Source organism: Nocardia bhagyanarayanae (assembly GCF_006716565.1).
GTDB classification, from domain to species: domain Bacteria; phylum Actinomycetota; class Actinomycetes; order Mycobacteriales; family Mycobacteriaceae; genus Nocardia; species Nocardia bhagyanarayanae.
On record NZ_VFPG01000001.1, the window covers coordinates 3144841 to 3158130 of the forward strand.

15 protein-coding genes and 1 tRNA gene are annotated in these 13290 nt (G+C 65.5%); 13 read left to right on the forward strand and 3 right to left on the reverse strand.

The annotated features are described in order from the left end of the window. Positions 1–52: 52 nt before the first annotated feature. Positions 53–125, forward strand: a tRNA-Ala gene (locus tag FB390_RS13430). On the opposite strand, the gene FB390_RS13435 is transcribed toward FB390_RS13430, so the two are convergent. Further along, a complete protein-coding gene (locus FB390_RS13435) occupies positions 117–704 on the reverse strand; it encodes a hypothetical protein (RefSeq protein WP_246123997.1) in 588 nt (195 codons plus the stop codon). The genes FB390_RS13430 and FB390_RS13435 overlap by 9 nt on opposite strands. A 232-nt stretch (positions 705–936) precedes the next feature. Here FB390_RS13435 and FB390_RS13440 point away from each other — a divergent pair, with 232 nt between their 5' ends. Beyond that, on the forward strand, positions 937–1140 hold the full coding sequence (locus tag FB390_RS13440) for a hypothetical protein (protein WP_141809258.1): 204 nt from the start codon (positions 937–939) through the stop codon (positions 1138–1140). A 137-nt stretch (positions 1141–1277) separates the two neighbouring features. On the opposite strand, the gene FB390_RS13445 is transcribed toward FB390_RS13440, so the two are convergent. Continuing rightward, positions 1278–2102, reverse strand: a complete 825-nt coding sequence (locus FB390_RS13445) for a helix-turn-helix domain-containing protein (protein WP_246123998.1) — start codon at positions 2100–2102, stop codon at positions 1278–1280. A gap of 78 nt (positions 2103–2180) precedes the next feature. On the opposite strand from FB390_RS13445, the gene FB390_RS13450 reads away from it, so the two are divergent. From FB390_RS13450 to FB390_RS13465, 4 genes are all read left to right on the forward strand, one after another. Next, positions 2181–2999: an alpha/beta fold hydrolase gene (locus FB390_RS13450; protein WP_141809259.1), complete on the forward strand. Its 819-nt coding sequence runs from the start codon at positions 2181–2183 to the stop codon at positions 2997–2999. Positions 3000–3303: 304 nt separating this feature from the next. Beyond that, a complete protein-coding gene (locus FB390_RS13455; RefSeq protein ID WP_141809260.1) occupies positions 3304–3810 on the forward strand; it encodes a YybH family protein in 507 nt (168 codons plus the stop codon). An 85-nt stretch (positions 3811–3895) separates the two neighbouring features. After that, positions 3896–4414, forward strand: coding sequence for a class I SAM-dependent methyltransferase (locus FB390_RS13460; protein WP_246123999.1), 519 nt, complete (start codon positions 3896–3898; stop codon positions 4412–4414). 596 nt (positions 4415–5010) lie between these two features. Next, positions 5011–5331 carry a hypothetical protein gene (locus tag FB390_RS13465; protein ID WP_246124000.1) on the forward strand — a complete coding sequence of 107 codons (321 nt, stop codon included), beginning with the start codon at positions 5011–5013 and terminating at the stop codon, positions 5329–5331. A 69-nt stretch (positions 5332–5400) separates the two neighbouring features. On the opposite strand, the gene FB390_RS13470 is transcribed toward FB390_RS13465, so the two are convergent. Next, positions 5401–5766 carry a VOC family protein gene (locus FB390_RS13470; RefSeq protein ID WP_141811742.1) on the reverse strand — a complete coding sequence of 122 codons (366 nt, stop codon included), beginning with the start codon at positions 5764–5766 and terminating at the stop codon, positions 5401–5403. A 272-nt stretch (positions 5767–6038) separates the two neighbouring features. Here FB390_RS13470 and FB390_RS13475 point away from each other — a divergent pair, with 272 nt between their 5' ends. The 7 genes from FB390_RS13475 to FB390_RS13505 all read left to right on the forward strand — a co-directional run bounded on the left by FB390_RS13475 (position 6039) and on the right by FB390_RS13505 (position 12637). Then, on the forward strand, positions 6039–7103 hold the full coding sequence (locus FB390_RS13475) for a serine hydrolase domain-containing protein (protein ID WP_141809261.1): 1065 nt from the start codon (positions 6039–6041) through the stop codon (positions 7101–7103). A 217-nt stretch (positions 7104–7320) separates the two neighbouring features. Further along, positions 7321–8400 carry a fatty acid desaturase family protein gene (locus FB390_RS13480; RefSeq protein ID WP_141809262.1) on the forward strand — a complete coding sequence of 360 codons (1080 nt, stop codon included), beginning with the start codon at positions 7321–7323 and terminating at the stop codon, positions 8398–8400. Between the two features lie 94 nt (positions 8401–8494). Beyond that, positions 8495–9091, forward strand: a complete 597-nt coding sequence (locus FB390_RS13485) for a dihydrofolate reductase family protein (RefSeq protein WP_185757027.1) — start codon at positions 8495–8497, stop codon at positions 9089–9091. A gap of 35 nt (positions 9092–9126) precedes the next feature. Beyond that, the gene (locus FB390_RS13490) at positions 9127–10254 is read left to right on the forward strand and encodes an RNA polymerase subunit sigma-70 (RefSeq protein ID WP_141809264.1); all 1128 of its coding nucleotides are present in this window, start codon (positions 9127–9129) and stop codon (positions 10252–10254) included. Further along, on the forward strand, positions 10202–11002 hold the full coding sequence (locus FB390_RS13495) for an esterase/lipase family protein (protein WP_221639251.1): 801 nt from the start codon (positions 10202–10204) through the stop codon (positions 11000–11002). Before FB390_RS13490 ends, FB390_RS13495 begins: the two co-directional genes overlap by 53 nt. 205 nt (positions 11003–11207) lie before the next feature. Next, positions 11208–11645: a YybH family protein gene (locus tag FB390_RS13500; protein WP_141809265.1), complete on the forward strand. Its 438-nt coding sequence runs from the start codon at positions 11208–11210 to the stop codon at positions 11643–11645. A gap of 68 nt (positions 11646–11713) precedes the next feature. Next, on the forward strand, positions 11714–12637 hold the full coding sequence (locus FB390_RS13505; RefSeq protein ID WP_141809266.1) for an NAD-dependent epimerase/dehydratase family protein: 924 nt from the start codon (positions 11714–11716) through the stop codon (positions 12635–12637). Positions 12638–13290 lie beyond the last annotated feature (653 nt).

The window sequence follows — 13290 nt, forward strand, 5'->3', positions numbered from 1 at the left end:
CCGGTGGTGTAACTTTCATCAGGCGCGAGGGAAACCGAGCGCGACCCACCAAGGGGCTATGGCGCAGCTGGTAGCGCACCACACTGGCAGTGTGGGGGTCAGGGGTTCGAGTCCCCTTAGCTCCACAGAAATAACAGGTCAGGGCCGGTCTTATACCGGGCCTGACCTTTTCTATTGGACCTGGTCCCCGTACCCCCCGGTTTGGCCCTGAAATTGGTGCCGAACAGGTCCGGAGCCGACGACTTGTCGATCTTCGCCCGCTCCGCTGCGGACCAGGGTTCTCCGGCGACGACGCTTACCTCGACGTCGGTCGGTTTGACGAGTCCGAGCGACGGTGACGGGGTGCCCATGCCGCCGATAGGGTTTTGGGCGAGGAGCCCGCACATGGTAGCGGCGCCGATGAGACCGTCGAGGTTCATCCTGCGCCGCTGCCAATTGCTGCTCGTGTCCAGCAGCTCTATGTGTTCCAGCTCGTCCTGGCGCGGGCGGAACGACTCGGGGCGGTTGTCGTTGGGTTGTCTGTATGTGCCGTTGAGGCGCAGGATCTCGTACTTTTCGAACTGTTTGTCGAAGTCCTCGTTGCGGAACTTCACCGGGTAGAGACGGATCCACTCGGAACTCTCCCGATCGAGCCTGACGCCCGCCACGCAGACGGTCTCGCCGTATGTGTCGCTCGGGTTCGGGTAGGTCTTGACGGTGATCATGACCTTTACGGTCTCGTCCTCTGCACGAGGTTGCCTGAGGCCCGTCGCACCTGTGGCGCTTGGTAATTCGCTGGCCCCCACTAAGCCAGCGTAACTGGGAACTCGACTCGAAACGGCCGAACCGCGCCCGAACGCGCTTTCATCAGCCCGGGATTTCTGTCGGCAGCCCCGCCACCACCTCACAGATGTTGGTGACTCCGGCCGTGCGCTCGCCCCGTGCGAGAATCGCCCGATGGATGACTACACCCTTCACAAGCAGCGCGCCGAGGCACTGCTTAGTGGCCTCACCGCCGGGGAGGCGGTCAGCGAAGCGGAGCGGCGGAACGTGATCGCTCAGGCGCAGGCACATGCTGCCCTCGCGCAGGCGGAAGCCCAGCGGGAGACCGCGGAGGCCATACGTGCACTTGGGGGGTTGTCAGCACGAAGCGCAGTCTGAACGAAGCAGACTCGCAACGGGATCGCGACCCCAGCAGATCTGACGGGACCGCATGCTGACCTCACGGGACGAGTGTGCTCACTCCGGTCCTCATGTGCCCGTCGGATAAACCGTCGATTTTCGTTCGGCTGCGGGGATCAGGTTGTCGGCCAGGCGACTTCGTCGATCGCGAGCCACGGTGCCCTCGCGACGACGGTGGGGGTCATATCGGTAATCGCCTTGGTTCGACGGTGAAGATGGGATTGGTCGGCGTAGCCGGCCTCGACGGCGGCATCCGCAGGCGAGCGCCCTGTCGCTAGGAGGTGGGCGGCATGGTCGAAGCGGACGAGTTCGGATGCATGCTTGGGCGAGACCCCGATATGGGTCCGGAAGCGAGACCAGAGTCGCTGGCGGGTCCAGCCGGTCTCTGCGGCAAGGGTCTCGATGCGGAGCAGGCCTCTGGTGCGGACGATCTGGTCCCAGGCGTACGCGATCTCGGGTGCTACCCCGAATCCGCGAGGTACCCGGCTTCGAAGGAACGCGGCTGCGATTGCGAACCGGTCTTCCCACGACGGCGTCGAGCGGAGTCGCTCGGTCAAGATGGCAGCGCAGCTGCCCCACAGTTCCGGCAGCGGTGTCACGGCGCCGCCGATGATGTCGGTGTCTCGGAGAATCGCTGCGGCGATGACGGGGGACATGCGGATCTGCAGGACGTCGCCGGCCCCTGCGCTGGTGATGCGTAAGGCGTCGGCATGGAGGCCGACGACCGCGTTCCCCGTGGCCGGGCGCCCGAGAACGTCGTAGACGATTCCGTGCTCGCTGAGATCGAGCAGGAGCGTGACCAAGGGATGCGGGATCATCGTGATGTCAACGGGACCAACGTCGTGGTACCGGAAACCCGCCATCCGGACTCCCGCAGTCGGTAGTCGGACCGGGACGGCGACGTCGACCCGACTCCAGTCCAATCCGCCCGTTGCGATCATGCGTCCCAGGCTAGCCGGAGCGGGATTACGTGACATTCGTCCAATACGGCGTGACGAGCCAGCGACGAAGCTGTCGGTATGAGCGAATCGAGCCTTACCCAGACACGCGATGACACGACAGTCCGCGGATTGCACGTCGTCATCGACGGGAACCCGGCGGCACCGCCCTTGTTACTCATCCACGGCTCGGGCGCAACCGGTTCGATGTGGGCGCCAGTGGTGCCGTCGCTCGCCGCGAAGTATCGGGTGATCACGATCGACCTTCCGGGATGCGGCCAGTCCGCGCCGGCGTCGACGTATGCCGTTCCACAGCAGGCGGATCGGACTGCGACGGTGTTGGACGAGCTCGGCGTCCGAAATCTGAAGGTGGTCGGCCACTCCAGTGGAGGGTACGTCGCTACCGCCCTCGTGGAGCGTCGTCCAGACCTGGTTGGCGAGCTGGTCCTGGTCAGCACGGGGCCGAGTCTGGCAGCGCTTCTCCCCGAGCCGGCGATCATCCGGGTGCTCGCCTCGCCGCCCTTCGGTCCGCTCGTGTGGGCGATCCGTACCGACTCGATGATCCGCCGCGGACTGGCAGCGACAGCGGCGGCTCCGATTACGGTGCCCGACGGGGCTGTGGCCGACTTGCGAAGGACGTCCTATCGAGCGTTCCGCGCGATTCTCGCCGCCAACCGCGACTACATCGCCGCGCGGACCGTGCCCCAGCGCCTCATCGACGCCGGAAAGCCCCTCCTCGTGATCTTCGGGGATTCCGACCCTCGTTGGGACCCGGCATCGGCGCATCAGTATGAGGCGGTGCCGGGTGCCAAGCTGGAATACCTTCGCGGAGTCGGGCATATCGCGATGCTCGAGGACCGCGACGCCCTCGCCCGCTTGATTCTCGACCGCGCACTCTAGGTCGTCCCGAACGTCCTGGCTAGCAACAATGCTCCCCTCGAACAAAAAGCCAGGTCCGGCGAAATCGCGGACCTGGCTTTCGACGTTTTCGAACCCTCTAACTAGCACCGCGACATCGAATACGCCCGCGCGTTCAGCGTCGCGCTCGGTCCGTCTGTGCCGCAGCGAAGCAGAGCATGCGCGTCGAATGCCGGTGTGTCGGGTGGCACCTCACATTTGCTGTTGCCGCGTCGTCGGACTACTGGAAGTGCAGGGTGGGCCGCCGGGTAGCGGATCGCGGCCCTGGAAGTCGGACGGAGACAACATGACCTCGAGTGAATCCCAGATCAGGGCGTTTGTGGAGGACCGTACAGAGGCGCAACGGTCGAAGGACATCGACGGCCTCATGTCGTTCTATTCACCTGACATCGTCTACTACGACGCCGTCGCACCGCTCCGGTTCACCGGGGCCGATGAGGTGCGCCGCAATTTCGTGCGATGGTTCGACGGCTACGTCGGGCCCATCGGCTTGGAAACGCACGACCTGTCTATCGTCGCAGCTGACGACGTCGCGTTCGCCAATATGCTCCACCTGGACTCGGGAAAGCGCCGAGGCGGGATCGATCTGCCGATATGGGTGCGAGAAACGGTCTGCTTGCGACGATCGAACGGCACCTGGGCCATCACCCACGAGCACATCTCGATTCCGATCAACCCGGCGAACTTTCAAATCTGGTTCGCGTCAGCGAAGGACGCACCCGCCCGGCGTGGTGGACGATCGATATTCGGTCTGGTCGCAACCAGTTTGCTCACGCGCTTCGGCCTGCGGTGAGTCGCGCGGCCTCGACGACCGGTTCGAACAGCGCGGTCAGCGGTGCGGGCTCAGGCGGGTGCATACGTCGTAGCGCGCGTCCTACTTGGCTGGTTCAGTCTGGTGGCCGGGAACCCGAGGCCTTGGGCTGCGGCTCGATGTTTGCGATCTTGGAGATCGGCTTCACGTCGCCGATATCGGAAGTCCGCTTCCGTTTCCTGATGGCGCGTTCGACGATGTCGTCGCTTCCCTGGTGCTGCACTACCTGGAGGACTGGACCGCACCACTGGCCGAGTCGCGGCGCGTGCTGACGCCCGGCGGCCGACTGATCATGTCCGTCAATCACCCGTTCGTCTTCAAGTGGCTCTATCGCGACGCCGACTATTTCGCGACCGTCAAGTACTCCGAGGAATACACCTTCGACGGTCAGGCGGCCGTGCTCACCTACTGGCATCGGCCGCTGCACGCGATGACCGACGCCTTCACTGCGGCCGGTTTCCGCACAGCCGTCATCAGCGAACCTCCTCCGGCGCCGGGCGCCCGCGAACTCTTCCCTGACGCCCTGGCGAAGTCGTCCTCCGGGGCGTTCCTGAGCTTCTTGTTCTTCGTTCTGGAGGCCGTTTAGCTGAGCCTTGGGTTCCGCGAACGGATCGACCCGGATCGGTCCTCGCGGTTGAGGGGTCCGGGAGTGTCCCCACTCGATTCTCTTGGGGCAGAGCTTCTTCCGGAGATGGAGCCGAACGTGGGCATTCCGAGCCCCGTCGCTTCCGCGGTGCGCCGGAGGGTGGAATCAGTCTTTTCGAGCCTTTCTGCACTTCGACGTCCGTGATCGGGCACTGCGCGACCCACAGCCGCAACCGCAACAACGTCACCGCGTGCTTCCCCGAACTCGGTAGAACCTTCGATGTGATGGCTTGTTCGTATCGTCATCCTGCACACGCCGTACTCGAAGTGGATCGCATACGTACTCACGGCGTTACGCACCGTGAAGCGTGCGCGCGCCGATCGTCGGGCTCACTATGCCGCATGTGCGGACGTTCGGGGCCGTAGCGTCCTAGGCTCGCTGAATGCACCTGGAGTTGGTCGCGGTCATTGTCGAGGACTACGACTCGGCGGGGGAGTACCGGCGTCTGGTCGACGCCGGCGTGGAGTTCGTAACGTGCGTTGGCCTCATTGTGCTTCAGCCGGAGCCACGGTGAAGGCATCGGTACGCTCGTGGGCATGGGTGGGGACTTGTTGCTGCTGATCGCCACTATCGGCGGCCCGATGGGGTTGTTCGGGTGGGCAGCTGTCCGGGCGAAGCGCCGCGGGCTCGGGGGGTCTTTCGTCGGGCCGTTTCAGGAGATGTTCGATCCTGGTGCGGCGCGGGCGCAAATCGTCATCGAGGAGAGGGCGGAACTGCCGGATCCTGGGGGCACCGGCGACCCCGATGACGACGACGATGTGCCGAACACGGTGGTGTACAGGGGTGTTCGGCTCCAGATCAACCCGGATAGGGCTCGGCGTCGCGCAGGTGATGGGACCACCAACCGAGCAGGATGAGCATGGCCAGTTTTCGACGCCGCTGACCGTTACGGTCAGCCCGCAGACATCAGCGGACGTTCGCGCCACTCAGTCGAGACAGAACTCGTTGCCCTCGACGTCTTGCATCACCAGGCACGATTCGTTGACGCCGTCAGCACGCAGCAATCGCACGCGTACCGCGCCGAGCGCGACCAGTCGCGCGCATTCGGCCTCGAGGGCGGCCACGCGCTCCTCACCCACGAGCCCGGTGCCGACCCGCACATCGAGATGCACCCGATTCTTGACAACCTTGCCCTCGGGAACCCGCTGAAAATACAGACGCGGGCCGACACCCGAGGGATCTACGCACGCGGAACCTGTTCGCTCGTATCCCAATACCTCGCTCCAGAAACGAGCAACGCGCTCAGGTTCTGCACAGTCGAAGGTGACTTGGACCTGCCTGACCGATGACATCGGTCGAACATAGACGCGGGCCGGGAGGCTCCTCCAGATCTTTTCCCTCGCGGTATCGAACACCCTGAACAACCACATCGGCCCCGAATCATCGTTCGTGCGGTAGAGATCCGGTTCGGTGTACATGTCGTGGACGGCCGGAACCGCCGCGCGGACTGGTCTTCGGCACTGTAATCCGTTGCATGACAGGCACTCCGGGTCGAGAGCGGTAACCAACCTGTTCGGCCGGAAATGGGTGGCTCGGAGGTTCGTGGTCCGGCTAGGTTACGCCGGTGGCACAGATCCAAGGCTGGTGTGACGACCGATTCGGCGCGGTCGCCGAGGCGCTGGCGGCCTCGCTGGACTCCGATGATGGCGGCGCGGCGGCGGCGGTGTTCGTCGACGGTGTGCCGGTGGTCGATATCTGGGGCGGATACGCCGACGCCGCAGGCGCCGTCGCGTGGGAGCGCGACACCATCGTCACCGTGTGGTCGACGACCAAGACGATGGTGGCGCTGTGCGCGCTGATCCTGGCCGATCGCGGCGACCTCGATCTGGACGCGCCGGTCGCGGTCTATTGGCCGGAGTTCGCGGCCGCGGGAAAGCACGATGTGCGGGTTCGGCAGCTGCTGGGTCATACGGCGGGCCTACCGGTTTGGGACGATCCGGTCACGGCCGCTGACCTGTACGAGTGGTCGACGGTCACCGCGCGGCTGGCTGCCCAGCCACCGCGGTGGGCGCCGGGCACCGAGGCCGGATATCACGCGGTCACCTTCGGGTTCCTGATCGGTGAGGTCATCGCCCGGGTGACCGGACGCAGTGTCGGCACCTTCTTCGCCGAGGAGGTGGCCGGGCCGCTGGGCGCTGACTTCCACATCGGACTCGCCGCCGAGCACGACCGGCGCGTCGCCACGCTGCTCCCCGCGCCCGAAGGGGACAAACCGCCGGGATTCCCGGTCGGGGTGTCCGACGCGAACACGGTGCGTTGGCGGCGCGCCGAGATCCCCGCCGTGAACGGGCACGGCAATGCCCGCTCGGTCGCCGCTGTGCAGTCGGTGCTGGCGTGCGGTGGCGCCGTCGGCGGTGTTCGGCTGTTGTCGCAGCAAGGGTGCGAGCGCGTCTTCGACGAACAGTTCCGTGGCACCGACCGCATCCTGGACCATCCGGTTCGCTGGGGTATGGGGTACCGGTTGGAGAACCGCACGTGTTCGTGGGGTGGGTGGGGCGGCTCGCTGGTGCTCGTCGATTTCGACCATCGAATGACGGTGTCGTACGTGATGAATCAGATGCTCGGAACCGGCGGCTACGACCGGTCGCTCGGCGTGCTGCTGGCCGCGTACGAGGCGATCACGAGCTGACTCGTGCGCCGATGCCGTGGCCGCTAACCGCTGGCCTCCTCGGTCCGCGGTAGGCACCCGATATCACACCACAGTCCGATTCCATGTCATACCAAAGGGTTACGGGTAACGAGAATCCGGCCGTTAGCTTCGGGGTATCGAAATCGCCCGCTACGACATCGACCGACCGGCATCGTCGACGGAGGTGGCGTCTCCGACTCAGCTCTCAGGAAGATCCATGACGACACCTGCCTTGGTCCCCGAGTCCTCTCCACGGTCACCGCAGCGCGGTGCCGACGGTGATTACGCCCGTCTGTTGCGCCGGATCTCCGACGCCGGGCTGATGAAACGACGTCCCGTCTACTACGCCGTCCGGCTCGGCCTCGTCGGGGTCGCGTTCGCAGCAGGCTGGGTGGCGTTCGTCCTCGTCGGCGACTCGTGGTGGACGCTGCTCGTCGCGGCGTTCATGGCCGTGACGTTCGCTCAAACCGCACTCGTGATGCATGATGTCGCCCACCGCCAAGTCTTCCGGCTACGGCGGCCGACGGAGCTGATGGGAAGACTCGTCGGCAACGCAGGCATCGGCCTGGGCTACGGGTGGTGGCAGGACAAGCACACCCGGCATCACGCCAACCCGAACCACGAGGAGCTCGACCCCGATGTCGCGCCCGACATTCTGGTCTGGTCACAACAGCAGGCACGGTCCAGCCGCGGTCTGGCTCGTCTCATCGGGAGGGCGCAGGCGTTCCTGTTCTTCCCCCTCCTGTTGCTGGAGGGGCTGAACCTCCATGTGGCCGGAGTGCGTGCGCTCAGGAATCGATCGGTCAAACACCGCGGAGTGGAGGGCGCACTGCTGCTCGGCCACTTCGCCGTCTACCTGGCCGCGCTGTTCGCGGTTCTGCCCGCCGACAAAGCCTTCGCGTTCCTCGCTGTCCACCAGGGCCTGTTCGGCCTGTACATGGGCTGCATCTTCGCCCCGAACCACAAGGGCATGCCGACCTTGACCGGCGACGAACGCCCCGACTACCTCCGTCGCCAGGTGATGACCTCTCGCAACGTGCGGGGTGGCGCGTTGACCGACCTCGCCCTCGGCGGGCTCAACTATCAGATCGAGCACCATTTGTTCCCGAGCATGCCGACGCCGAACCTGCGTCGCGCCCAGGTGCTCGTCCGCGACTACTGCGCCGAAATCGGCGTGCCCTACCACGAAACCGGGCTGATCTCCTCTTACCGCGAGGCGCTGAGGCACCTGCACCACGTCGGCGCTCCGTTGCGTACTCCTGATCGACGCCCGGGTGCCGAGGTGCCACAACGTTGAACACGAGCCGAGCGGCGACCGGGAGGCCGCCGCCACGCCACGAGGCTGTGACCTGCGGAGTGTCTCTTTTCTGGGACGGCGGATGTCTATATCGGTGGCCGCGCTGAACGGCCGCTACGACACCCTCGACCGGACTGCTGAAGGAGACAACATGCGGAAATTATTCGAGTCCACCCTGATTTCACTCGATGGCGCAGTCGACAACCCTGGCTCGTGGGCGATGCGGTATTTCAACGAGGAGAGCAGGCAGGAGGCGACTGAACAGCTCCGCCGAAGCGACGCCATGCTGATGGGCCGAAATACCTATCTCGCCCTCGCCGCGCAATGGGCGAACGCCGACGGCGAGTTCGCCGACGCGATCAACCGGATAACCAAGTACGTCTTCTCCTCGACACTGGAGCGGCCGGTGTGGTCCAACACCGAGCTGATCACGACCGACCTGCCCGAGACAGTCGCGAAACTGAAAGCCGACGGCGACGGGGATCTGACGCTGTACGGCCACGGTCAGCTCAGCCGAACGCTGCTGGAACACTCCTTGCTCGACGAAATCATGCTCTCGGTGCATCCGGTGACCGCGAACTCGTCTGCCAGTGGGTTCACTGTGCCAGAGCGGGCTCGACTGACCCTTCGGGAAAGTCACGCCAGGAAATCCGGTGTCGTCGTGACGACATACGCGGTTTCCTACACATAGACGCACACAGCAAGCCTGCGGATCGGTGAGGACACATGACCGGAGCACGGCAACATGCCGAGACCGAAGCCTCGAGGAGGAGCGGCGCGAACGCCGAAGTCCTGAACGAGCGGTTCGTCGCGGACACCGAGCGGTACCGGCGTGAGCTGCTGGCCCATTGCTACCGAATGGTCGGTTCGGTACATGAAGCCGAAGATCTGGTGCAGGAGACCTACATTCGAGCCTGGCGAGCTTATCCGCGGTTCGAAGGCCGGTCGTCGGTCCGCACCTGGCTGTACACGATCGCCACCAACGCCTGTGTGGACACCCTGAGCGATCATCGGCGACGGGTGCTGCCCTCGGGTCTGCGCGGCGCCTACCGAGGACCGGATGCGCCCCCACGTCTCGACGGGGAAGCCGGGCTTTCTTGGCTCCAGCCGATGCCGGACGCACTGATCGCTACCTCGGTGGGCGATCCGGAGTCGCACGTGATCGCCCGCGAATCGTTGCGGCTGGCACTGATCGCCAGCCTGCAACACCTCCCCGTGCGGCAGCGGGCCATCGTGATCCTGCGGGAGGCATTGGCCTTCACCGCCGGGGAAACCGCGAAGATTCTCGGCACCACACCGGCCGCGGTGAAGACCGGCCTGCAACGTGCCCGCGCGCGGCTCGCGGAGCTCGACACGACTCCCGAAGATCTGATCGAACCCACCGACCGGCGGGCTCGCACCCTACTGGCCGGCTATATCGCCGCATTCGAGCATTCCGACGTGAGCCTCTTGGAACAAGTACTGCGAGCCGACGCCACCTTGGAAGCGACGCCATTCGAGAACTGGTACGCGGGCCGGGAGGCCTGTATGCGTCAGCTCGAGAAGTACGTTCTCGGCGCTCCGGGCGACTGGCGTATGTTGCCGACCCAAGCCAACGGTCAACCGGCCGTTGTCACTTACCACCGGGACGCTGACGGTGTGCTGGTCCCGTACGGAGTCGCGGTGCTGACGCCCACCACGACCGGCGTGTCCAGGGTGGTCGCCTTCAAAGACCCGACGCTTGTCGCCGTGTTCGGCTTCCCGGAAACTCCATCGCGAACTCGCAGTCCTGGCGGAGAAGCCGAAGTCGATTCGGGTCCAAGTGGGCATCGGCGGCAAGTTGAACATGGAAAGTTCCACAGTGAGCGAGGTTAACCTTGCGGCGCTAGTTTCTGTCTGCTCGCAGTGCAGCGAGCAGATCGGAGTTCGAATCATGCACATCACATCGATCACGCGCCGCCTCGGGATGGCCGCTATCACCTTGGTCGCTACGGCTGCCGCTTCCCTCGGCATCGCCACGCCGGAGGCCGCTGCGGCGCCGGCGCGAGATCCGATACTTTTCGTCCATGGATGGCAGGGATCGGCGTCGAACTGGGACTACATGTGGGGCCGATTCCTGAACGCGGGGTACTCCGCGGACGAGATGGCACGATTCAGTTACGACAGCTCCCAGTCGAACAAGGACATCGCGGTGGAGGTGAAAGCGCAGGTCGATTCGCTGCGCGCGAAAACCGGTGCCGCCAAGGTCGACATCATCACCCACTCGATGGGCGGCCTCAACAGTCGCTGGTACCTGAAGAACCTGGACGGCCTGGGCTTCGTCGACGACTGGGTCTCCATCGGCGGCCCCAATCACGGCACCGACGCCGCCAATGGATGCGCCGACGCCTCCTGTGTGGAGATGCGGGTCGGCTCGGCCTTCCTGACCGAGCTCAACAGCACCGACGAAACCCCCGGCCGGGTGAACTACGGCACCTGGTGGTCGCCGTGCGACGAGATCATCAACCCCGATGAGAGCACGATTCTCAGCGGTGCCGCCAACACCCGGACGCTGTGCCTGGGTCATCTCGCGCTGCTGTCGTCGTCGCCGGTTTTCGAGGGCGTGCGCGACTTCGTGAAGTAGTCGGCTGAGCCCGGACCGGCCCCGTCTCGCATCCGCGAGGCGGGGCCGGATCTTTTGATCCGGTTCTCGAGTGACGGCACGCAGACCTCCCAAGGCCACCGCACTCGCCACCTCACATCTCTGAGTGCTGCGTCGTCGGATTACCGAAACCATGAGGACCGTCGCCGGGGAACCGGTTGCGGCCGGAAATCGAACGGAGTATCCGATGACTCAGCAGTCCGAAATCGCAGCCTTCTTGGACAGCCGCACCGATGCCATGCGGTCGAAAGACCTCGACCGGCTCATGTCGTTCTATACGTCCGACATCGTGTATTACGACGCCGTAGCCCCGCTTCGATTCACGGGAACCGACGAAGTGCGCCGCAACTTCCTACGGTGGTTCGACGGTTACGAGGGCCCCATCGGCCTGGAAACGCACGATCGGACCATCGTCGTCGACGGCGACGTCGCGTTCGCCAACATGCTGCACCTGGACTCGGGAAAGCGGAAGGGCGGCCTCGACCTCGGGATATGGGTACGAGAGACCACTTGTCTCCGACGGTCGGACGGCGCGTGGTCGATCACCCACGAGCATGTCTCGATTCCGTTCGACCCGAACAACTTTCAAGTCTGGATCGCCTCGGACAAGAACCAGCCCGCCTGACCGGGGTTCCGGGCGAGTCGCTCGGAACACCGACCGCGCAACGGAACACACGACAGGATCGAACACCCATGTCCCTTCGCATCGTCCTCGGCGCTGGCCCGGTGGGCTCGGCGGTCGCACTCCTCCTCGCCGAGCGGGGCGACCGAGTTCGCCTGGTCACCCGTAGTGGCTCAGGACCGGACCACCCCCTGATCGAACGGATCACCACGGACGCCACCGACGTGCCCGCCCTCGAAAAGCAGACCGCAGGTGCGACCGCGCTCTACCAGTGCGCCCAGCCGCCGTACAGCAGGTGGTCGACGCAGTTTCCACCGCTCGTCCGCTCCGCCATCGAGGTGGCGGAGCGCACCGGCGCGCTCCTGGCGAGTGTTGGAAACCTCTATGGTTACGGCGAATTCGATGGGCCGGTCCGGGAAACCCACCCCCAGCGCCCGAACTCCACGAAGGGCCGCCTCCGCGCCCAACTCTGGACGGAGGCGTCGACCGCTCACGAGGCGGGCCGCATCCGCGCCGTCGAAGTGCGTGGCTCCGATTACCTCGGCGCAGGCGCGAATTCGGTCGCCATCGCGATGGTGCTGAACCCGGTGCGGAACGGAAAGCTCGCCCTGGTTCCCGGTGATCCGGACGCCCCGCACAGCTGGACCGTCACCGGCGACGTGGCGAAGACCCTGGTGGCCGCCGCGGACGACGAAACCGCTTGGGGCGCGGTCTGGCACGTCCCCAGCGCGCCTCCGCTCTCACTTCGCGCCCTCGCCGACCTGACCGCCGCCGTCGCCGCGGCCCCATCGGCCCGCGTCCGCCGCATGCCCTACCCCTTGTTGTGGGCCGCCGGTCTCTTGGATTCCGACGCCCGCGAACTTTGTGAACTGCGCTACCAGTTCGAGCGTCCCTTCGTACTCGATTCCTCGGCTGCCACAGTGAAATTCGGCATCACACCCACGCTTACCGAGGTTGCCGTGCGCGCCACCCTCGCCGCCCTTCCAACCCGCTGACAGAGTTACCGATCACCAGACCCGAGGCCCGCGATACCGCCGCTTCCTCGGGGCGATCACGTTCACCGGCGACCCCTCGCCTGCGGCGGCCGCCAACGCGCGACGCGGGAGGCTCTGGCCCAGCCCTCAGAGGTCCGCGCCCTCGGCAGCATCGCAGCCGGCTCCGGGGCGCGGGTCCGCGCCTGAGCCGCTACGCGCCGGCGTATGCGCAGCCGGTGCCGAGGTGCTCGGTCGGATCCGCCGCCGAGGTCGCTTCGTAGCCGCGCTGCCGGTACAGTTCCGGTCCGCGATCGAGCACCGCGTGGGATCGAATTCCTTGGCACGCGCCATATTTCGAGATACTAGGATGTCGCGACCGATCGGTCAAATAAGAGGCGCCGCGAGCTGCCATCCGTAACCGCAGAACAGGTCGCCTCGACGAAGAACCTGGTCGCCGCCTGCTCGCAGGACGCCCGATGTATCGCTGCGGACCCGTCATCTGGGTGTCGATCGCCGGGTCCGCGGGTTCCCTGGTTCGCCTCGGCGCCGAGTGCGGCGACCGCGGCGACGACGCCCGACGCTCCACCGGTTCCGGCAGACTCCGCGCCGGAGCCGACCGGTGATCACCGGCTCGAGCGAACCTCCGGCGCTCTCTTCGGTCAAGGTAACCGTCG